The sequence below is a fragment of the Ruegeria sp. SAZD013 genome, assembly GCF_059612525.1.
Genome location: NZ_JBXWQT010000013.1, coordinates 194,812 through 215,954 on the forward strand (window position 1 = coordinate 194,812; position 21,143 = coordinate 215,954).

Annotated in this window: 21 protein-coding genes; 10 read left to right on the forward strand and 11 right to left on the reverse strand. The window is 56.1% G+C overall.

Annotated elements, in window-relative coordinates; genetic code table 11:
- Positions 1 to 25 precede the first annotated feature (25 nt).
- The 4 genes from AC2FLU_RS03075 to AC2FLU_RS03090 all read left to right on the forward strand — a co-directional run bounded on the left by AC2FLU_RS03075 (position 26) and on the right by AC2FLU_RS03090 (position 2,880).
- The gene (locus AC2FLU_RS03075; RefSeq protein WP_480622917.1) at positions 26 to 652 is read left to right on the forward strand and encodes a sulfotransferase; all 627 of its coding nucleotides are present in this window, start codon (positions 26 to 28) and stop codon (positions 650 to 652) included.
- 31 nt (positions 653 to 683) lie between these two features.
- Positions 684 to 1,463, forward strand: a complete 780-nt coding sequence (locus tag AC2FLU_RS03080; protein ID WP_117870326.1) for a succinate dehydrogenase iron-sulfur subunit — start codon at positions 684 to 686, stop codon at positions 1,461 to 1,463.
- A gap of 122 nt (positions 1,464 to 1,585) precedes the next feature.
- Positions 1,586 to 1,726: a hypothetical protein gene (locus AC2FLU_RS03085; protein ID WP_267363816.1), complete on the forward strand. Its 141-nt coding sequence runs from the start codon at positions 1,586 to 1,588 to the stop codon at positions 1,724 to 1,726.
- Positions 1,727 to 2,016: 290 nt separating this feature from the next.
- Complete coding sequence (locus AC2FLU_RS03090; protein WP_480518457.1) at positions 2,017 to 2,880, forward strand: urea carboxylase-associated family protein; 864 nt, start codon at positions 2,017 to 2,019, stop codon at positions 2,878 to 2,880.
- A gap of 24 nt (positions 2,881 to 2,904) precedes the next feature.
- Here the strand turns inward: AC2FLU_RS03090 and deoD are convergent, their stop codons facing one another.
- The 3 genes from deoD to AC2FLU_RS03105 form a co-directional block, all read right to left on the reverse strand.
- Positions 2,905 to 3,615: a purine-nucleoside phosphorylase gene (deoD, locus tag AC2FLU_RS03095; protein ID WP_496808303.1), complete on the reverse strand. Its 711-nt coding sequence runs from the start codon at positions 3,613 to 3,615 to the stop codon at positions 2,905 to 2,907.
- A gap of 17 nt (positions 3,616 to 3,632) precedes the next feature.
- Positions 3,633 to 3,950 carry an H-NS histone family protein gene (locus AC2FLU_RS03100; RefSeq protein ID WP_480494290.1) on the reverse strand — a complete coding sequence of 106 codons (318 nt, stop codon included), beginning with the start codon at positions 3,948 to 3,950 and terminating at the stop codon, positions 3,633 to 3,635.
- 124 nt (positions 3,951 to 4,074) lie between these two features.
- Positions 4,075 to 6,135 carry a methylmalonyl-CoA mutase family protein gene (locus tag AC2FLU_RS03105; protein WP_480518463.1) on the reverse strand — a complete coding sequence of 687 codons (2,061 nt, stop codon included), beginning with the start codon at positions 6,133 to 6,135 and terminating at the stop codon, positions 4,075 to 4,077.
- Between the two features lie 51 nt (positions 6,136 to 6,186).
- Here AC2FLU_RS03105 and AC2FLU_RS03110 point away from each other — a divergent pair, with 51 nt between their 5' ends.
- From AC2FLU_RS03110 to AC2FLU_RS03135, 6 genes are all read left to right on the forward strand, one after another.
- Entirely contained in the window at positions 6,187 to 7,551 is a 1,365-nt protein-coding gene (locus tag AC2FLU_RS03110) for a 1-acyl-sn-glycerol-3-phosphate acyltransferase (protein ID WP_480622913.1), read from the forward strand.
- Between the two features lie 134 nt (positions 7,552 to 7,685).
- Entirely contained in the window at positions 7,686 to 8,969 is a 1,284-nt protein-coding gene (gene ccrA / locus AC2FLU_RS03115) for a crotonyl-CoA carboxylase/reductase (protein ID WP_480475116.1), read from the forward strand.
- 367 nt (positions 8,970 to 9,336) lie between these two features.
- Entirely contained in the window at positions 9,337 to 10,056 is a 720-nt protein-coding gene (locus tag AC2FLU_RS03120) for a helix-turn-helix transcriptional regulator (RefSeq protein ID WP_496811857.1), read from the forward strand.
- Positions 10,057 to 10,138: 82 nt separating this feature from the next.
- A complete protein-coding gene (locus tag AC2FLU_RS03125; RefSeq protein ID WP_480518471.1) occupies positions 10,139 to 10,777 on the forward strand; it encodes an acyl-homoserine-lactone synthase in 639 nt (212 codons plus the stop codon).
- Positions 10,778 to 10,837: 60 nt separating this feature from the next.
- A complete protein-coding gene (locus AC2FLU_RS03130) occupies positions 10,838 to 12,379 on the forward strand; it encodes an ATP-dependent DNA helicase (RefSeq protein WP_496808302.1) in 1,542 nt (513 codons plus the stop codon).
- On the forward strand, positions 12,367 to 13,095 hold the full coding sequence (locus AC2FLU_RS03135; RefSeq protein ID WP_480554204.1) for an SDR family oxidoreductase: 729 nt from the start codon (positions 12,367 to 12,369) through the stop codon (positions 13,093 to 13,095). Before AC2FLU_RS03130 ends, AC2FLU_RS03135 begins: the two co-directional genes overlap by 13 nt.
- 3 nt (positions 13,096 to 13,098) lie before the next feature.
- On the opposite strand, the gene AC2FLU_RS03140 is transcribed toward AC2FLU_RS03135, so the two are convergent.
- The 8 genes from AC2FLU_RS03140 to AC2FLU_RS03175 all read right to left on the reverse strand — a co-directional run bounded on the left by AC2FLU_RS03140 (position 13,099) and on the right by AC2FLU_RS03175 (position 21,139).
- On the reverse strand, positions 13,099 to 13,866 hold the full coding sequence (locus AC2FLU_RS03140) for a TIGR02186 family protein (RefSeq protein ID WP_496808301.1): 768 nt from the start codon (positions 13,864 to 13,866) through the stop codon (positions 13,099 to 13,101).
- Between the two features lie 2 nt (positions 13,867 to 13,868).
- The gene (locus tag AC2FLU_RS03145; RefSeq protein WP_480475128.1) at positions 13,869 to 14,789 is read right to left on the reverse strand and encodes a sulfite exporter TauE/SafE family protein; all 921 of its coding nucleotides are present in this window, start codon (positions 14,787 to 14,789) and stop codon (positions 13,869 to 13,871) included.
- A 91-nt stretch (positions 14,790 to 14,880) separates the two neighbouring features.
- Positions 14,881 to 15,804: a sulfite exporter TauE/SafE family protein gene (locus AC2FLU_RS03150; protein ID WP_480483182.1), complete on the reverse strand. Its 924-nt coding sequence runs from the start codon at positions 15,802 to 15,804 to the stop codon at positions 14,881 to 14,883.
- A 90-nt stretch (positions 15,805 to 15,894) separates the two neighbouring features.
- Positions 15,895 to 16,863, reverse strand: a complete 969-nt coding sequence (locus AC2FLU_RS03155; protein WP_480475132.1) for an ABC transporter permease — start codon at positions 16,861 to 16,863, stop codon at positions 15,895 to 15,897.
- Positions 16,863 to 17,957, reverse strand: a complete 1,095-nt coding sequence (locus AC2FLU_RS03160; protein ID WP_480475134.1) for an ABC transporter permease — start codon at positions 17,955 to 17,957, stop codon at positions 16,863 to 16,865. Before AC2FLU_RS03160 ends, AC2FLU_RS03155 begins: the two co-directional genes overlap by 1 nt.
- Before the next feature lies 1 nt (position 17,958).
- Complete coding sequence (locus tag AC2FLU_RS03165) at positions 17,959 to 19,488, reverse strand: ABC transporter ATP-binding protein (protein ID WP_480475136.1); 1,530 nt, start codon at positions 19,486 to 19,488, stop codon at positions 17,959 to 17,961.
- 95 nt (positions 19,489 to 19,583) lie between these two features.
- Positions 19,584 to 20,582, reverse strand: coding sequence for a BMP family lipoprotein (locus AC2FLU_RS03170; RefSeq protein ID WP_480486668.1), 999 nt, complete (start codon positions 20,580 to 20,582; stop codon positions 19,584 to 19,586).
- Positions 20,583 to 20,740: 158 nt separating this feature from the next.
- Positions 20,741 to 21,139 (reverse strand): GNAT family N-acetyltransferase, encoded by a 399-nt coding sequence (locus AC2FLU_RS03175; protein ID WP_496811858.1) that lies wholly within the window; start codon positions 21,137 to 21,139, stop codon positions 20,741 to 20,743.
- Between the last annotated feature and the right edge of the window lie 4 nt (positions 21,140 to 21,143).

Genomic DNA, 21,143 nt, shown 5'->3' on the forward strand with positions numbered 1-21,143 from the left:
GGTCGGTCCGCGTCCGGTGCTTGTCATGACGGTCGAGGTCCTGCAATCCGGTTCAGGCTATCCCAAGATCATCCTGATCGGGCTGAACCGCTGTGCAACGACCTCGTTTCACAGGCTGTTCCAGAACAGCGGGATACCGTCAGTTCATTGGGAAGATGACCAGGGCCGAAACCTTGCGCACCGCATGTTGACCAACATAGCCATGGGGCGACGACCACTGGACGGGTTCGGAGCGGTGCGGGCCTTCACCGACATCGCTTTCGTCAGCTCACGCTTCATGCTGGACGGGGCGCGTTTCTTCCGTGAATTGCATGCGGCTTACCCGGACGCCTTTTTCTTGCTGAACACGCGCAATCGCGATGACTGGATCGCATCCCGTGCCAACCATTCCGGCGGTAGGTACCTTGAGCGATGCTGCAAGGCCAATGGACAAACGGCCGATGAAGTGAAACACGGCTGGGCACATATGTATGATGTGCACCATGCCGAAGTAGAAGCCTATTTCGACGGCAACCCGCGCTTCCTGCGCTTTGATATCGACTGTGACGATCCGCAACGCGTTGCGGACTGGCTCGCGTCGGATTTTGACGTGAACATCGCCCATTGGGGGCATTATAACCGAGGGGCGTCTCAGCGCGCCCGGACAGGCTGAAAGGCGGCCTTGTGCTGAATGGAGAATTGACATGGTTCAACTGACCCTGCCCAAAAATTCCCGGATTATCACCGGCAAGACTTGGCCAAAGCCGGATGGCGCGACCAATGTGCGAAAGTTCCAGATCTATCGCTGGAACCCGGATGACGGACAGAACCCCCGTGTCGATACCTACTTTGTCGATATGGACACGTGCGGGCCGATGGTTTTGGACGCGCTGATCAAGATCAAGAACGAAATCGACCCGACCCTGACATTTCGCCGGTCATGCCGTGAAGGCATCTGCGGCTCGTGCGCGATGAATATTGACGGGATCAACACGCTGGCCTGTATCTATGGCATGGATGAGATCAAGGGCGACGTGAAAATCTATCCGCTGCCGCATATGCCTGTGGTCAAGGACCTTATCCCTGATCTGACCCATTTCTATGCCCAGCATGCGTCGATCATGCCGTGGCTGGAAACCAAGACCAACCGTCCTGCAAAGGAATGGAAGCAGTCGATCGAAGATCGGAAAAAGCTGGATGGTCTCTATGAGTGTGTGATGTGCGCCAGCTGCTCGACCTCGTGCCCGAGCTACTGGTGGAACGGCGACCGGTATCTCGGCCCTGCTGCTCTGTTGCACGCATATCGCTGGATCATCGACAGCCGGGATGAGGCCACGGGTGAGCGTCTGGACGAGTTGGAAGATCCGTTCAAGCTCTATCGCTGCCACACCATCATGAACTGTGCCAAGACCTGCCCCAAAGGTTTGAACCCGGCCAAGGCGATTGCCGAGATTAAAAAGATGATGGTCGAACGCGCGGTATAATAACCTGCACCGAATTGCGGTAAACGCATGTCGATCTTGCAAAATAAGGCGATGTGGCCCCGGCTGCATTGCCTTATTTTTTGGTCAGGGAGGAGTGATGAGTTCGAGTCAGGATCACTCCAATGAATGCAAACACATCCAAACAAAAAATCGACGCTAAAGAGGCGCTGAAACTGCTGGAGCAGGCATGGGCCTACTACACGCCGGAACCGGTTAAAGCCGACAAAGAGCCCGAGCTGTTCGAATACGCAAACGCGGCCTGATCCAATACGACAGCCCTTGAAAAACTTCGGTCAATCGGCAAAGCAGAGGAATGCCTGTTCTTCTGCTTTTGTTGGTTGCCGGAGTGTTCGCCTATTTTTTCTGGCGCTCGCGCCATTCAACGCTGACACGTGATTGTCGCTGGCGACAGGACAGACGTCATGGCATCTGGCGGTGCAACTATTGTGGAGCGGAAATCGCTGCGACGGACCAACCTATGCGATGCCTGAAGGCAAGTGATGGTTGAGAATAGGGCTTTTCGCGAGCCAGAGAATCCGCCACTCTGCACGCCATGACTGGTTCTGAGAATACTGCCCGCCCCCCCGAAGATGCCGAAGCCCGTCGTTCGGTCGCCCCTGTTATTTGTTATCCGAACGATGCCTTGCCGCGACCAGATTTGCCCTGGATGAGATCTGTACGCCAACGGGCAGTCAAAACCGGCGAAGTCCTGGTTCCTCCGCGTGAGGCGTGCTGTTTTGATGTACCTGCCGGGCATTTCTTTCGCATCACATCGGTTGAAGGCCCGCAGGTTGGCGATTTGAACCTGTGGAACCGCAATGATTTATCCGAGCGCTTTTATTCCGGAAAAACGCGGGCTTTGCATGGCACGCACCTGACCACCGGAGAGCGGATGTGGTCCAGTTTCCCACATCTGCGCCCGATGGCCACGATCATAGCGGATACACTGGAATGGTACGGGATCGATGCATACGGGGGATCGGTTCATGACGTAATCGGCACGCGTTGTGATCCATATACGGGCAATTTGCTGTCCGGCACGCAGTATCACCACTGTTGTCATTCCAACCTGACCCGCGCGCTGGCGGATCATCTGAGTATTCCGATGGATGAGGCCGAACCTGTGGTGCACGACGTTCTGAACGTCTTCATGTGTACCGGTTTCACTCGGGATACAGGTCAGTATTTCATGAAAGCATCGCCCGTTCGCCCCGGCGACTATCTGGAGTTCTTTGCTGAGATCGATCTGCTGGGCAATCTCAGCGCTTGTCCGGGTGGGGATTGTTCCTCCGAACATTCCTCGGACACAGCCGCGTGTTTTCCCTTGTTGGTCGAAACATTTGCCGCGACGGTCACAGACCTGGATGGCTGGGAAAGCCCGGCGCGCAATGGCTATGATCGCACGCACGGGCGCTAGGTTCAGCGGGCAACTACATCATTGTCAGCTGCTCGGAAATGCGGCCTGTAGCGCGATTTCCACCATGTCTCCAAAGCTGCTTTCACGTTCCGAGGATGGCAGAGCCTCTCCCGTTAGAAGGTGATCGGAAACGGTGAGAACTGCCAGAGCACGGCATTTGTGGCGCGCTGCAAGGATATAGAGCTCGGCCGCCTCCATTTCGACGCCGAGAATCCCGTGGCGCACCATCTGTTCATTCAGGTCCGGGCGCTCATCATAGAAAACGTCCGAAGAATAAATCCCGCCGACATGGGTAGGGGTTGCTTTGGCAGCCGCCGCCTTTGCGGCCGCCTGCAACAAACTCCAATCGGCGCAGGGTGCAAAGTTCAGTTCTTTCATGATACCGCGTGACGGCGTACTCAGCGTTGTTGACGTCATTGCCAGAATGACGTCTCGAATTTTTGCGCTTTCCTGCATTCCGCCACACGACCCAATTCGGATCAGGGTTTTTGCGCCGTAATCGCAAATTAACTCGTTTACGTAAATGGAAAGCGAGGGCATTCCCATGCCGCTACCCTGTATCGTTACAGGATTTCCCTTCCAATTTCCGGTAAACCCAAGCATCCCCCGAACGTTATTGACTTGCTTCACATCGTCCAAAAACGTCTCGGCCGCCCATTTCGCCCGATAAGGATCTCCGGGTAATAGAACGGTTTCTGCAATTTCACCTTTTTCAGCGCCGATATGAATTGTCATTGTTTGTTCCGCCCCGATCAGATTTCAAGATCGGAAATATCGGCACCCGCCTGCAACGCGTCATGCACCCATTTCGGCTTGCGGCCACGACCTGTCCAGGTTTGTTCCGGATTGGCAGGGTTGCGGTATTTTTCTTTTGTTTTCGTGTTCTTGGATGCGCGGGGTGCGTCGCCTGAAAGCTCGGACAGCGAGTATCCGAATTCCGCGGCAGCCTTTTCTGCGGCTTTCAAAGCCTCACGGCGCTCGCGTTTTTCTGCTCCTACCAAGGCTTTTTCGACATCGTCACGCAATGCCAAAAGGTCTTTACGCGACATCTGTTCAAGATTGATCCCCATCATTCATCTCCGAAGGATATTATTTACGGTGCACTTGAGTGCGCACCGTAATTCTAACGAATGGTTTATTCCATCCCAAATATCAAAAGGGAAGAAACGGGGAATTAAGGGTCTAAAACCTCAGTTACTCGGCTGCGAGGTTTTTGGGGTCAACCAGTGTTACGATATCGCTCATGATCGCATTAAGTTCAAAGTTTTTGGGGGTGTAAACCTTGGCTACACCCATGGCTTTCAATTTTGCGGCATCGTCATCCGGAATAATTCCGCCAACAACCACGGGAATGTGAGACAAGCCAGCCTTCTGCAGCCGATCCATTACATCTTCGACCAAAGGCAGATGGCTACCGGACAGGATCGACAACCCGATGACATGTGCGTCATCGTCGCGGGCTGAGGTGACAATTTCTTCCGGGGTCAGCCGGATACCCTCATAGCTGATATCCATGCCGCAGTCGCGGGCACGGAACGCGATTTGTTCGGCGCCGTTGGAATGGCCGTCCAATCCCGGTTTTCCAACCAGAAATTTCAGGCGTCGCCCCAGTTTGTCGCTGACGGCATCAACCGCCGCGCGCAGGTCATCCAACCCTTCGGTTTTGTTCGAGACCGATCCGGAAACGCCGGTCGGACCACGATAAGTGCCGAAGACCTTGCGCATCTCTTCGGCCCATTCGCCGGTGGTCACACCCGCCTTGGCAGCGGCAATGGACGGCTCCATGACGTTTGCTCCTGTCTGAGCCGCTTGGCGCAACGCGGCCAAGGTCGCTGCAACAGCCGCTTCGTCCCGCTCAGCCCGCCACGCATTCAAGCGGTCGATCTGTTCCTGTTCCACGGCAGGATCAACGACCATGATGCCGCCATCTTCAGTCTGAAGGGGGGAAGCCTCGCCTTCCATCCATTTGTTCACGCCGACAACGACGGTTTCGTTGCGTTCGATCCGGTTCAGACGTTCGGCGTTGGAATCCACAAGGCGGGATTTCATATACTCAATAGACGCAACCGCACCGCCCATCGAATCTAGGTTTGCCAGCTCTGCCCGCGCGCCTGCTTTCAATTCTTCGACCTTGGCATCAACAGCCGGGTTGCCATCGAACAGGTCATCGAATTCCAACAGATCAGTTTCATAGGCCAGAATTTGCTGCATCCGCATGGACCATTGCTGGTCCCAGGGGCGTGGCAGGCCAAGTGCCTCGTTCCATGCAGGCAACTGCACCGCGCGGGCGCGCGCGCTTTTCGACAGCGTCACGGCCAGCATTTCAATAAGGATGCGGTATACGTTGTTCTCTGGCTGCTGTTCGGTCAGGCCCAGTGAGTTTACCTGCACACCATAGCGGAAGCGGCGGAACTTTGGGTTCTCAACACTATACCGCTGTTGCAGAATTTCATCCCAAAGATCAACAAACGCGCGCATTTTGCACATTTCGGTAACAAAACGGATTCCTGCATTCACGAAAAACGAAATCCGACCACACAGTGCCGGAAAATCTTCGACCGGAACACGGGGGCGCAGCTCGTCCAGCACGGCAATGGCTGTTGCCAGCGCATAAGCAAGTTCTTGTTCCGGTGTCGCGCCTGCCTCTTGCAGGTGATAGGAACACACATTCATCGGGTTCCACTTGGGGACGTTGGAATAGCAATACTCAGCCACGTCTGCGATCATCTTCAGCGACGGTTTTGGCGGGCAAACATAAGTGCCCCGGCTCAGATATTCCTTGATCAGGTCGTTCTGGACCGTGCCCTGCAATTTGGAAACGTCAGCGCCTTGTTCCTCGGCCGCGGCGATGTAAAGGGCTAGCAACCAAGGGGCGGTCGCGTTGATCGTCATTGACGTGTTCATCTGTTCCAGCGGAATCTGATCGAACAAAACCCGCATATCGCCCAGATGGCAGACGGGCACCCCGACCTTGCCAACTTCGCCACGTGCCAACGTGTGGTCACTGTCATATCCGGTCTGGGTGGGCAGATCGAAGGCAACTGAAAGACCGGTTTGCCCTTTGGCGAGGTTGCCACGATAAAGCGCGTTCGAGGCCTTGGCGGTGGAATGACCGGCATAGGTCCGGATGAGCCAGGGGCGATCTTTCTGCATCTGCGTCATGAAGGGGCCTCGCGTTTCGGTGGGCAATAAAATTACGTCCTGAGGTTCTAAAGCGCAATTTTCGGGACATGTCAATTCGCTGCGTTGCGGCATCCCGCAATTGTTCAGATTGTGAGCAGCTGCGATTGGTGGCAAGGTGCGGCCATGACGCAAACCGTGGAACTTCCGCTTTGGCTTTTTGTGCTGATCGTGGTCTTTGCCATGGTTACTTTCGCTTCACATTTTCTGTTCCCGTCAGTCCGATGGTTTTTCCGCCGCCGGTTGGAACGTGCCGTGGCGCGTTTGAACCAGCGCCTGCAACGTCCGATCCAACCGTTCAAGCTGGCCCGTCGGCACGACATGATTCAACGGCTGATTTATGATCCGCAGGTTGGTAAAGCGGTTCAGCATCACGCCCTCGAAACTGGAATACCCGAAGCCGTTGCGTCCGAACAGGCACGCCGCTATGCCCGCGAGATCGTGCCGTCCTTTTCCGCCTTCGCCTATTTCAGTTTTGCGATCCGGCTAGCCCGGCTGTTAAGCAACACGTTCTACGAGGTGCGGCTTAGCTACGAGGACGAAGACGCGGTCAGGACAATCGACCCTGATGCAACCGTTGTTTTTGTGATGAACCACAGAAGCAATATGGACTACGTGTTGGTTACATATCTGGCGGCCCCGCACTCTGCTTTATCCTACGCAGTAGGAGAATGGGCGCGGGTTTGGCCGCTGAGCCGGTTGATCCGGGCAATGGGGGCCTACTTTATCCGGCGCAAGTCAGGCAGCGAGCTCTACCGGCAGGTTTTGTCCACCTATGTGCGCCATGCGACCGAAGCCGGTGTTACGCAAGCCATGTTTCCAGAAGGTGGTTTAAGCCTGACAGGAGCGCTCGCCCGCCCAAAGCTTGGATTGCTCAAGTATATAATGGATGGGACGACGTCGCAGGGGCGTGATGTCGTATTCGTTCCTGTCGCTTTGAATTATGACCGCGTGCTTGAAGACACCATTCTGACCCGCGCAGCGTTAGGAACAGAACGTCGTTTTCGGGCCCGGATCGGGGTCATCACGCGTTGGATTCTCAAACAGTTCTGGCGGCGAGTGATCGGGCGCTACAAGCGGTTCGGGCTGGCATCGGTCCGGTACGGAATCCCGATTTCTCTGAAAGAGTTCCGGGCCGAGGGCAGTGACGACATGATGACCGATCTGGCGCGCACATTGATGCAGCGTATCCAGAACGCGATCCCGTTGGTCCCGGCCCCTGCGGCTTGTTTGCTGATACGTGACAATGGGCCGATGGCGGAACAGGATCTGCGGTCCTGTATTCAGGCGATGATGGAACGTGACGGTAAGCAGACCCAAGACAATGCGTCGGCCATATCAAGCGCTTTGGATCAGTTGATTGAACGACGGATACTCAAGCGGCAGGGGCATGTTCTTTCCGAATCTGGCCAACGCGGTGATTTGCTGGAGTATTATGCAGCGTCTGTACCGGTTTCCGCGCGCCCTTCTGTTTCTGCGTATGCAAAATAATTTCTGCGACCGCTGGGTCATAAAATTACAATTTAGCATCAAAAACGGTTGCAATATTTCGCGATGGCCAATATTTCATCTGATAAAGCACGCGATTCTGCGTCGCGGCAAAAGTATTGAAAAAGGAGGCCAGCATGGCTTTGGACACCGAAACCGGTATCGCGTCGTATGAGGCACCTGAAAAAGACCTCTATGAAATGGGTGAGATCCCTCCGATGGGATATGTCCCGAAACAAATGTACGCATGGGCCATCCGAAAGGAACGCCATGGCGAGCCAAACACTGCGATGCAGCAGGAAGTGGTCGATGTACCCACGCTGGACAGCAATGAGGTACTTGTTCTGGTGATGGCAGCAGGCGTTAACTACAACGGTGTCTGGGCTGCACTGGGCCAGCCGATCAGCCCCTTCGATGGCCACAAGGCACCGTACCATGTCGCAGGCTCTGATGCATCGGGTATCGTCTGGGCTGTTGGTGACAAGGTCAAGCGCTGGAAGGTTGGCGATGAAGTTGTCATCCACTGCAACCAGGACGATGGCGACGACGAAGAATGCAACGGCGGCGACCCAATGTACTCGACCAGTCAGCGGATCTGGGGCTATGAAACACCTGACGGCTCGTTCAGCCAGTTCACACGCGTGCAAGCTCAGCAGTTGATGCCGCGCCCCAAGCACCTGACCTGGGAAGAAGCGGCGTGCTACACGCTGACACTCGCGACAGCTTACCGTATGCTGTTTGGTCACGAACCGCACGACCTGAAACCGGGTCAGAACGTTCTGGTCTGGGGTGCCTCGGGCGGTCTGGGGTCTTATGCTATCCAGTTGATCAACACAGCCGGGGCAAACGCGATCGGGGTGATTTCGGACGAAAGCAAGCGCGATTTCGTCATGGGTCTGGGCGCAAAAGGGGTTTTGAACCGCCGCGACTTTAATTGCTGGGGCCAACTGCCCACGGTCAATACGCCTGAATACGCCGAGTGGTTCAAAGAGGCCCGCAAGTTCGGCAAGGCGATCTGGGATATCACCGGCAAGGGCAACAATGTCGACATGGTGTTCGAGCATCCGGGCGAAAGCACCTTCCCGGTCTCGACCTTCGTGGTGAAAAAAGGCGGCATGGTTGTGATTTGTGCGGGGACGTCCGGGTTCAACTGCACATTCGACGTACGTTACATGTGGATGCACCAGAAACGCCTGCAGGGTTCGCATTTTGCCCATCTGAAACAAGCGGCAGCGGCGAACAAGCTGATGGTCGAGCGCCGTCTGGACCCCTGTATGTCCGAGGTGTTTGCCTGGAACGACCTTCCGGAAGCACATATGAAAATGCTGCGGAATGAACACAAGCCGGGCAACATGTCTGTGCTTGTTCAGGCGCCGCGTACCGGGCTGCGCACACTCGAAGAAGTTTTGGACGCAGGCTGAAACAGTTCAGGACCTTAGACAAAAACCACCCGCGAATCGCACTGCCGGTTCGCGGGTGGTTTGCTGTTTGCAGACCTTTTTCATGGTTTCAAATGCTTGCGATTATTACTCCCGCTATTTTTGGGGAGTAGAAACCGGTGAATAGGTCGAAAAAGATCATACATGTTATGGTTGTGTTAACGCTTCGTTAACTGTTTCAGAGAGACCCTGATGGCGCAAAATGAGTGGATATTGGACGTACTATCGGACCTCAACGCTTTTGCCGTTGCGAATGGGTTGAGCGCGCTTGCAGAACAGCTTGATGATACAAGGCTGATTGCGGCGGCCGAGATCGCGTCCCTAAAGAACGAGGCACGGGCGCCCGCGGATGGGAACGAAAACCGATTTGGGTCAAATCCTTCAGGATTTGGAAAACACCAGCACGCTTGAAGAGCTCAGCACCGTTGCCGAATGTCTGCGAGACACTTTGAAGGTCGCACATCTGACATATCACTGGGTTGACGGCGCGGGGGACCAATACGGCTATACGACCTACTCAGACGCCTGGGACGAACGATACAGGGAAAAAAACTATCATCGTATTGATCCTGTAATTCTGGGGTGTTTCCAGCGATTTCACCCGGTTGACTGGAAGTCTCTGGACTGGTCCAGCAAGGTGGCCAAATCATTCCTTCAGGATGCCCACGACCATGGGGTCGGCAATCAGGGATGCTCGATCCCGATCCGAGGGCCAAACGGCCAGTTCGCTCTTTTTACCGTTAACCATAGTTGCGACGATCAAACTTGGCAGACCTTCATCTCGACCTTTGGGCGCGAGTTGATTCTTGTTGCGCACTATATCAATCGCAAAGCGCTGGAGTTTGAAAAAGACAGGCAACCGGATGCAACGCGCAGCCTGTCGCCCCGTGAAATCGACGCCATTACCCTTTTGGCACTGGGTTACAGCCGCGCTCAGGTGGCGCATTCCCTGTCGATTTCCGAACACACGTTACGCGTTTACATTGAAAGCGCCCGATCGAAACTCGGAGCCCTTAACACGACCCACGCAATCGCAACGGCACTCAGCCGGGGATTAATAGTCGTTTAAGGGCAAAGCGTCCTCAAAACGCAATATTAACCACGACTCTGTACCCCCTTCGTTCCTGCACAGGACGACAAGGGGAAAAGTCATGTTGCGTTATCTATATGCCGATGAGTTACACAGATTTCCGACTCTGGCTGAGGGGATGTTCAAGGATCGCGCAGATCAGTTCAAAACCCGGTTGGGGTGGGACGTCCATGTCAACAAAAAAGGAGAAGAGCGGGATGAGTACGACGACCTCAACCCGCTTTATGTCATCTGGGAAGAACCGGATGGCAGCCATGGTGGGTCAATGCGGGTATTGCCGACAACCGGCCGGGTAATGATCAATGAGGTGTTTGGGCATCTCAACGGTGGAAAGCCGATTTGCAGCCCTCTGATCTGGGAGGTGACCCGGTTCTGCCTGTCCCGCACAGCCAGCCCGCACACTGCCGGGGCCATCATGCTCAGCGGCGGTGAGATGATGGAGGGCTTTGGCCTGACGCATATTGCCGGTGTATTTGATGCCCGCATGATCCGGATCTATCGTCTGATCGGGTCGTCCCCCGAGGTTCTTGGAACCCAAGGCACAGGGCGTGACCAGATCTCGGTCGGGCTATGGCCCTATTCAGCGGATGATTGCAACCGCGTGGCCGAACGGGCGGGCATCCCGCGTGAGCTTTCGCGCATGTGGTTCAATGCAGCTTTCGGGCGATCCAAACTGCACCGATTTGCCCTGTCTGCCTAAGGACCGGAAAACGCAAATCCGCATCTGGTGATGGTTGGCGCGGCCCTGTAGGGTCGCGCCATGTCTTTGCCGAATGTGACCTTCTCAGATGATCAGGCCGCCGCGTATGACAGCATCGCCGAGATGCTGCGCTCAGCCGGTGTCGACCTGGAGGACGATGCCCTTCTGAAACTGCCGGGGGCAGGGAAGTCTGGCGTGATGGCTGTGATCGGCAAGGCCGGGTCCGGCAAGACGTTGCTGTTGGCCAAACTTTACAAAGCGCTGGCTGAGACCGGTGTTCAGGTCGTGTCCGGCGACTACGAAAGTCGTAAATCCAGAGACAAGCGCAGCCTTGCTATTCTGGCCCCTACGAACAAAGCCGCAAGTGTTCTGCGCCTTCGAGGTGTTCCGGCAACCACAATTCACCGCATCCTTTATACGCCGGTCTATGACCCGGAATACGAGCGTATCGCCGAATGGCTGGCCGGAAATGACGAGCGCCCCGAGATCGAAGGTCTGACAGACGAAGCTTTGGACCGTGCTGCTGCGTTTTATCGTAACAACAAATCGATTCCCGGAGCGCTGGCCGCTGCCGGATTGCGCGGATCTGACTTCATTACAGGTTGGAAACGCCGCGAGGAACCGCTGGACATCGGGTTTGTCGACGAGGCGTCGATGCTGGATGATCGTCAGTTCGAAGACCTGAAAGAGATATTCCCGACCCTTCTGCTGTTCGGTGATCCCGCACAGCTGGCTCCGGTCAATCAGTCCGGCAGCATGGTGTTTGAAGCCTTGCCCGAACCACGAAAGCTGACGCTTCAGCGGGTACATCGGCAAGACGCGGATAACCCGATCCTGGATCTGGCGCACGCTCTTGCCAATCCGTCGATGGGATTTGAAGAATTTGAGCGTTTGGTCGAAGACACCGCCCGCCGGGATGACAGGGTCGTTTGGGGGCAGCGGGTCGAAGTTGATCTGATGGCGCGCAGCCCGGTTCTGGTCTGGCGCAACGCCACGCGCATTCGTTTGATACAGGCGTTCAGGCAAGTTCATGGCGCACCGGATACGGAGCTTTTGGAAGGTGAGCCGCTGATCTGCGACGGGATCGAGTTGCCGTTGAAGCACCGCAAAAAGCGGTTGGATCTTGAGGCGCGCGGCCTGATCAAGGGGGCCCAGGTTGTCTATCTTGGCCCCGGTCGCAAGCCGGGGTTTTCTCGCTTGCATGTGATGGGGGCCGAAGACCCACAGGTCAGCGCTGCATCGATTGTCCAGATCGAAAAACCGGATGAGGAAGAGCCCTTCATTCCTTTTGCCGCCCGTATGGGGGCGACGTTTTTGCACGGGGCTGCAGTGACGATACACAAGGCACAAGGATCACAGTGGGACACGGTTCAGGTGTTTGCCCCTGACATTTACGCCGCCGCCCGGATGGGCCGTACTGAGGCCGGGCAACCTTTGTGGAAGCGTTTGGCTTATGTCGCGATCACCCGCGCACAGGAGCGTTTGATCTGGGTGGTTCGCAATCGATTGTCAAAACCCACCCACCCGTTGCAGATAGATGATTTGCGCGCGGTCCCCGCAGTTTCACTCGCACTGAAGGCAGAAGAGACATGGGTTCCATAATCGTAACTGGTGCAAGCTCTGGCATCGGTCGGGCCACCGCCGAGCTTTTTCTGGCGCAGGGCTGGACGGTCGGGCTGCTGGCGCGCAGCGCGGACAAGCTGAATGCCCTCGCGCAAGAATACCCGGCGGCCATAGCAATGCCCGCCGATGTGACCGACCCGGACGCAGTCAAACAGGCGTTCCACGTATTCATGGATCGGACAGGGCGACTTGATGTTCTGTTTAACAACGCTGGTATTTTTGCCCGCGGGGGCACAATCGACGAAATCGCGTTGGACGATTGGTATCAAACCGTCAACGTCAACCTGAACGGTATGTTTCTATGCGCGCGTGAGGCCTTTGGGATCATGCGTCATCAAAGCCCGCAGGGCGGGCGGATCATCAATAACGGCTCGATTGCAGCGCATGTTCCGCGTCCGAATTCTGTACATTATTCGGCGACCAAACATGCCATTACGGGGCTGACGCGCAGCCTTTCACTGGATGGACGATCCTTTGGAATTGCATGTGGTCAGATCGATATCGGCAACGCACGCACGCAGATGGTTCAGGATCTGGTGGATGCGGCGCAGGCGGCAGGCCAGACGCCGGACCCAACCATGGCGGTTGAAGATGCCGCGCGGTCCGTTCTGCATATGGCCACCCTGCCGCCCGAGGCGAATGTGCAGTTCATGACGGTCATGGCCACGACCATGCCCTATATCGGCAGGGGGTGAGTGTCAGTTTTCCCGCAACAGTCGGAACGCTGTCGACGCGCCCCAACCCGCGGCAATTGCGATAACCAATGACATCAGCCCGTACCAAACGGGTTGCTGACGGGACATATTGTACAGAAACCGCTCCAACCCGACTTTGCGGACGTCGATTTTGGTTTCGTATTGCGATACAACCTCTCCTCCGCGGGTCAGGAAGATCCGAGCTGAGTAATCCCCTTCGGTCAGGTCCGCAGGCATGTCAATTGACGTCCGGAACAAGGTTTGTTCGTCCACGGCCACAGTGTTCTCGCGGATGGAATACAGCTGTTCAGATTCACGGATACGGATCACGGCATCTGCAAAATCCTGAGCACCACGGATGTGCATCGCCGCTCCGACCGACCGGATCGCGCGTTCGATCGAAATGCGGTGACGCAGGTCTTCGGTATCGGTCAGAATTTGATCCAACGGTTCGCTGGTGGCAACTGCGTAGAAACTTGGTGCCAGGTCGACCAGAACGCTATCGGTGTTTACCCAAATCCCAAGCTTTCGCTCTTTGCGGCGAACCGTTACGGGCTCGGACGGGCCTGCAACCGCTACAATAACCGCGACTGGTGGGCCTGGCGGAATGGGTGATTCCCGTTTGATGGCCCCGAAAATGAGGATCTCAGACCCGTCAAAGTCGGCAGTGATCGCAACACGATCCTGGCTGAGGCCCAGGACGACCTGCTCTTCATCGGCTGCGGCGGGCGGGCAGAACAGGCACAAAGCGGCAAAGACATAGCGCAGCATTCTTAATGCCCCCCGCTGTTGCCAAGCGAATAAAGCTCGGATGGTTCAAGAAGCAAATCAAGGGCCAGCTTGCCGCAGACGACCAGAACCAGCGCCGCCAACAGAACGCGTAGTTGTTCTGCCGGCATGCGCGAACCGATTACGGTTCCGATCTGGGCGCCAATGACGCCCCCGACCAGCAGCAATACCGCCAGGACAATGTCCACTGTATAGTTGGTGGTCGCGTGCAGCATCGTGGTAAATGCGGTTACGAAGATGATCTGAAACAACGATGTGCCGACAACGACTTTCGTGGGCATTCCCAGCAGGTAAATCATCGCCGGGACCATGATGAAGCCGCCACCGACCCCCATAATCGCGGACAAGACCCCGACGCTTAGACCAACTACAACCGGTGGAATGACCGAGATATAAAGACCTGATGTGCGAAAGCGCATCTTGAAGGGCATCGAATGAACCCAGCCACGTTGGCGGCGCTTGGCTGGCGCTGCCCCGCCTTTCTTGGCTTTGCGCAGCGCCCTCAAGCTTTCGATGAACATCAGGCTGCCAATGATACCAAGGAAGACCACGTAACAAAGGGTTACCAGAAGGTCGACCTGGCCTAGGCTTTTTAGATAGTTAAAGACAACAACGCCCAATGCAGCCCCGACTAGACCGCCTGTCAACAAAACCGTACCCATCTTGAGGTCAACGGTCTTTCGTCGAAAATGGGCCAGCACCCCGGAAAAGGACGATGCAACAATCTGATTGGCCTCTGTCGCAACCGCAACAGCCGGTGGTATGCCAATGAAAAACAGCAGCGGCGTCATGAGAAACCCGCCGCCGACCCCGAACATCCCCGACAGAATTCCAACCATTCCACCCAGACCAAGGAGTAGAAATGCATTTACCGAGACTTCGGCTATGGGCAGGTAAATATGCATGATACCGTCACTTTGCGCTGGGTCTTGGCTTGCCTTCTATCAAACTCGAATTCAAGAGCGGTTATTGTCGCGTGGTACGGAGAAAACAACATCATACCCCTCCAGGCTCTGCCAGAGAAAAGATCTCCAACGGCGGCAATAGAAGGTCAAATCCGATCTTTCCGGCAACGCCCATGACCAGCAACGCCAACAGAATGCGCAGCTGTTCGGCTTTCAGACGTGCACCGATCTGCGTCCCCAATTGCGCGCCCAGAACGCCGCCAAGCAACAAGAACAGGGCAAGCACTATGTCGACGCTGAAATTTGTCGACGCATGTATCATGGTTGTGAAACCGGCGACGAAAATGATCTGGAACAGGGATGTCCCGATAACCACTTTGGTCGGAATGCCAAGAACATAGATCATCGCGGGTACCATGATGAACCCGCCGCCGACACCCATGATCGCCGACAGGATGCCAACACCAAACCCGACCAGTGCAGGTGGTATGACCGAGATGTAAAGGCTTGATGCCCGAAACCGCATCTTGAAGGGCAGTGCGTGAACCCATGTACGCTGGCGTCGCTTGGGGGCAGGTTGATACCCGGACTTTCTGGCTTTTCGGATGGCGGCAAGGCTTTCAATGAACATCAGGGTTCCGATGGCACCCAGAAACACGACATAGCAAATCTGTACAGCCAGATCGACCTGTCCGAGATGCTTGAGAAAATTGAAAACCACCATACCCAGGGCCGCGCCAAACAACCCTCCGGTCAGCAGAACGCTTCCCATTTTCAGGTCCACGGTCTTGCGCCTGAGATGCGCCAACAATCCCGAAATGGAAGAAGCGACAACCTGATTGGCTGATGTCGCAACGGCAACCGCCGGGGGAATGCCGATAAAAAACAGCAGCGGAGTGATCAAAAATCCTCCGCCGACCCCGAACATACCAGATAAAACACCGACGACCCCACCGATCCCCAACAGCAGGAATGGGCTGACAGAAACTTCGGCTATGGGAAGGTATACGTGCATACCCTCTTAGAACGGTTGCAGCATGCAAAATCAACTCTGCATGCCGCCTTGCAGCGAACAGGACCGAAACTCCATTCGGAACTGGCCTTATCAGCGCTCTTTGATGTAGGGCTCTCCGCCTGCCCGTGGTGGCACGGCCTTGCCGACAAAACCGGCCAGAATAACAACTGTCAGGATATAGGGCAGGGCGTCCATCACCTGGACCGGAATCACTACGCCGCCAAGATCGATGTTTTGGAACCGAAGTGCTACCGCCTGAAGCAGGCCAAACAGCAAACAGGCCCACATGGCGTGCCACGGGCGCCATTTGGCAAAGATCAAGGCGGCCAGCGCAATAAAGCCACGACCAGCGGTCATTTCCTTGACGAACCCCGCCTGCAAAGCCGTCGCCAGATAAGCGCCCGCGATACCACAAAGTACGCCACAGATCGCGACGGCTGCGAAGCGCAGGCCAACCACGGATACACCTGCCGTGTCGACGGCTGCCGGGTTTTCACCCACAGCCCGCAGGCGCAGGCCGAACCGTGTGCGGAAAAGCACCCACCACGTTGCTGGAACCATCAGGAATGCCACATAAACAAGGATCGAATGGCCCGAGAGCAGTTCGGAATAGATAGGGCCGACAATCGGAACCCCTCCAAGCGCATCGGCAAATGGAAAGTTGATAGGCTCGAACCGGCCGCCACCAAAGAGCGAGGGCGTACGACCGCCCTGTTGGAACCAGCTTTGGGCGACAAGCACTGTCAGGCCCGAGGCGAGAAAGTTTATTGCAACACCCGAAATCAGCTGGTTGCCCCGGAAGGTTATCGATGCCAACCCGTGCAGCCCTGACAGCGCCAATGAGGATCCGATGCCAGCCAGCAAGCCCAGCCAGACTGAACCCGTAACCGCCGCGACAGCCGCAGAAAAGAACGCGGCCACCAGCATTTTGCCTTCCAGCCCGATGTCGAAAATGCCAGCCCGTTCCGAATACAGACCGGCCAAACAGGCCAGCAAAAGAGGCGTGGATAGGCGGATGGTCGAATCCAGAACCTGGATGAGGGTTACAAAGAAGTCCATTACTCTGCCCTCTTCCGCATACCAAGGAACAGTTTCTCAAGCGGCATCCGTACCATGTTGTCCAGCGCACCGGTGAACAGGATCACCAGCGCCTGAATGACCACGATCAGCTCGCGCGGGATCGATGCCCACAGTGCCAGCTCGGCCCCGCCCTGATACAGGAACCCGAACAAAAGCGCGGCCAGCAATACGCCGAAAGGATGTGAGCGCCCCATAAGGGCCACGGCAATCCCGATGAACCCAGCGCCTTCGGTCGAGTTCAGGACAAGGCGCTCCGCCTCGCCCATGACGTTATTGATGGCCATCAAACCTGCCAGCGCACCCGAGATCAGCATCGCAACAATAGTAATGCGAACCGGTGAGATACCGGCATAGACCGCGCCGGTTTCAGAGTGGCCATAAGCTCGGATTTCATAGCCCAGCCGGGTCCGCCAGATCAGCGCCCAGACGACGACACAGGCCAGCAACGCGATGAAGAATGTAATGTTTACCGGAGCCCCCCGGAACACCACGTTTTCTGCGGTCGAGAACATTGACTGGAAAGTTGGCAGATGGACGGTTTCGGGGAATCGCGCGGTTGCCGGGTCCTGCGACCCTTGCGGGCGCATGATGTTGACCAACATGTAGTTCAGAAAGGCAGCGGCAATGAAATTGAACATGATCGTGGTAATCACGATATGGCTGCCGCGCTTGGCCTGAAGGTAGGCTGGGATAGCGGCCCAAAACGCACCGAACAGCATTGATGCCGCGCAGGCCGCAAGCAATGCAATGCTCCAATGCGGCCAGTCGACGTACAGGCAAACCATGGCCACCCCAAGACCGCCCAACATCGCCTGACCTTCGCCACCAATGTTGAACAAGCGGGCGTGGAATGCGACGGCGACCGCAAGGCCGGTAAACATGAAGTTTGTCGCGTAATAGAGCGTATAGCCCCAGCCATAGGTTGACCCCAACGCGCCTGTAACCATCAGCTTAACAGCTTCGACGGGGTTTTCTCCGATGGCGAGGATGACTAGCGCAGACAGGAAAGCGGCCAGCAACAGACTGATCAGCGGGATCAGAACGACATCGGCCCATTTAGGCATTTTTTCCATCCTACGCGGCCTCTCCTGCAACACCGGCCATCAGCAGGCCAAGTTCTTTTTCATCTGTTTCGCTGGGCAGGCGTTCGCCCATGATATGCCCGTCGAACATCACTGCGATCCGGTCGGACAGCGAGAAGATCTCTTCCAACTCAACCGAAACCAGCAGGATCGCCTTGCCTTGGTCGCGCAGGGCAACGATCTGCTTGTGAATGAACTCGATCGCACCAATATCAACGCCACGTGTCGGCTGGCCGACCAGCAGCAGGTCAGGGTTTCGCTCGATTTCGCGGGCAACGACGATTTTCTGCTGGTTCCCGCCCGAAAAGCTCTTGGCGGCAAGCCAAGGATCCGGTGGCCGAACATCGAATTTCTCGATCTTGGCTTCGGTATCAGCGCGCAGCGCGGAATTGTCCATGAACAGGCCACGCTGATAAGCGGGGTCCCGGTGATAGCCAAAGGCCACGTTCTCCCACGCGTGGAAATCCATAATCAGGCCTTCGCGCTGACGGTCTTCGGGCACATGCGCGATGCGCTGTGCACGACGCGCCTGACCGTCTGATCCGGCACCGCTTAGTGCCAGCGGTTCGCCATTCAGCTTGATCGAGCCTTGTCCCGGACGCATCCCGCCCAGAACCTCTAGCAACTCCGACTGTCCATTGCCCGCCACACCGGCAATGCCAACGATCTCACCGGCACGAACGGTCAGGTCGATACCTTTAACCCGTTCAACACCAGCGGAATCAAAAACGCTCAGCTTTTCGATCTCAAGGATGGGTTTGCCCGGCGTCGCAGGCACCTTGTCGACTTGCAGCAAAACCTTACGGCCTACCATCAGTTCGGCCAGTTCTTCAGGGCTGGTGTCTGAAGTTTTCACCGTAGCCGTCATCTGCCCACGGCGCATGACCGAAACGGTATCGGTGTTTTCCATGATTTCGCGCAGCTTGTGGGTGATCACGATGATCGTTTTCCCTTCGGCTCGCAGACGATCCAGGATACGGAACAGCTGGTCAGCCTCTGCCGGGGTCAGAACGCCAGTCGGTTCATCCAGAATCAGAATCTCGGCCTTGCGATACAATGCCTTCAAAATTTCGACACGCTGCTGCATCCCCACACCGATCTCATCAATGCGTTTGTCGGGGTCAACGAACAGTTCGTATTCTTCTTCCAGTTCTTTCAGTTCTTTGCGGGCCTTGGCCAGAGACGGAGCCAGAAGGCCGCCATCTTCGGCACCCAGAACGATGTTTTCCAGAACAGTGAAATTCTCCACCAGCTTGAAGTGCTGAAACACCATCCCGATGCCCGAGGCGATAGCCGCCTGGCTGTCAGGGATTTCGGTCTTTGTCCCGTTGATCCAAATTTCACCTTTGTCGGCTTTGTAAAAGCCGTAGAGGATGCTCATCAGCGTGGATTTGCCCGCACCGTTTTCACCGATGATCCCATGGATCGTACCGGGGGCGACGCTGATTGAGATGTCTTTGTTGGCCTGAACCGGCCCAAAGGATTTGGAGATCCCTTTGAGCTCAATGGCGGGGACGGTCATGTCTTACCCTCAACTGCCGAAAAGCCCATCCGGCAGGTGGCACGGATGGCAGAGTGGATGGCGGGGCGGAAGGGTTCCTTCCGCCCCGCGCGATATCAGAACTGCAGTGCGGGGCAGCTGTCGTTCTCGTAATAGCTGACAACGGTGATATCGCCGTTGATGATGGCTTTGCGGGCTTCTTCCACCGCATCGTTCATTTGGACCGAAACAAGCTCTTTGTTGTTATCGTCCATGGCGACGCCTACACCTTCTTCGGCCAGTCCCATGGTGAAAACGCCGGTTTCTACGGCGTCACCTGCTTTCATCGCGTCATACACCGCGACGTCCACACGTTTCAGCATCGACGTCAGGACCTTGCCCGGATGCAGGTGGTTCTGGTTGCTGTCCACGCCGATCGACAGGATGCCTTCGTCGGCTGCCGTTTGCAGAACGCCAACACCTGTACCGCCAGCCGCGGCATAGATCACGTCAGCACCCTGGCTGATCTGTGCTTTTGTAAGTTCCGAACCTTTTACCGGGTCGTTCCATGCCGCAGGGGTGGTGCCGGTCATGTTGGCGACAACATTGATGTCCGGGTTCACGGCTTTGGCGCCTTGTGCGTATCCGCAACCAAAGTGGCGGATCAGCGGAATGTCCATACCGCCGATAAAGCCAACGGTTCCCGATTTCGATGCCATCGCTGCCATCATGCCAACCAGGTACGATCCTTCATGCTCGGCAAAGCCGATCTGGCGGATGTTGGGGATGTCCAGCCAGTTCACGTCGACAGCCACGAATTTGGTTTCGGGATAATCGCCTGCAACGGCCGACAACGGATCGGCCATACCAAAGCCCATGGTGATGATCGGATTGGCACCTGATTCTGCGAAACGGCGCAGAGCCTGTTCGCGCTGTGCTTCCGACTGGATCTCGATCTCGCGGTACTCGCCGCCGGTCTCATCGGCCCAACGCTGCGCGCCATTATACGCGGCTTCGTTGAAAGATTTGTCGAACTTGCCGCCCAGGTCAAAGATCAGCGCCGGTTCGGCGAAAGTTGCACCTGCGGTCAGAGCGACAGCAGCGGCAGCACCCATCAAGGATTTCATCAGGGTCATTTAAGTCTCCCATTTTTTTTGTTGGCACGAGGTAAGATTAGCCCCGTTTACCCACTTTTAGCGAGCATAAGTGTTGTGATGGCGGGAATTAAGGACGTTTGCAACCGTGATGGTCAATTGATTTCTGACCAAATGGTCTAAAAAATCTTTGGTTGCCGTTAGGGCAGTCGGCGTTCCATCACGAGAGCATCGATATTTGGGCCTGTTTTTCTGGAATAATAACCCTTGCGCTGACCGCACTGGTGATACCCGCATCGCCAGTACAAAGCGATTGCTGCAACATTGTCGGCAGCGACGTCCAGAAAAGCGCGGTTTGCCTGCAAAGTGACTGCCCGGTCGTGCCAGTCGTGCATCGCCTGTGACCCGAGCCCTTGTCTTTGAAACGCGGGGTGAGTCGCAATCGTCAGCAACTCTGCCTCACCCGCGATCACCTGAAACAGGACAAAGCAACGGTCATCCCCGACGTAATCAGTGAACCGGTTCTCCAAAAGGCTGGCGAACTCATCGGCAGTCCATGGGCGTGACTGGGTGAACGCCGCTGCATGTGTCGCTGCCATCTCG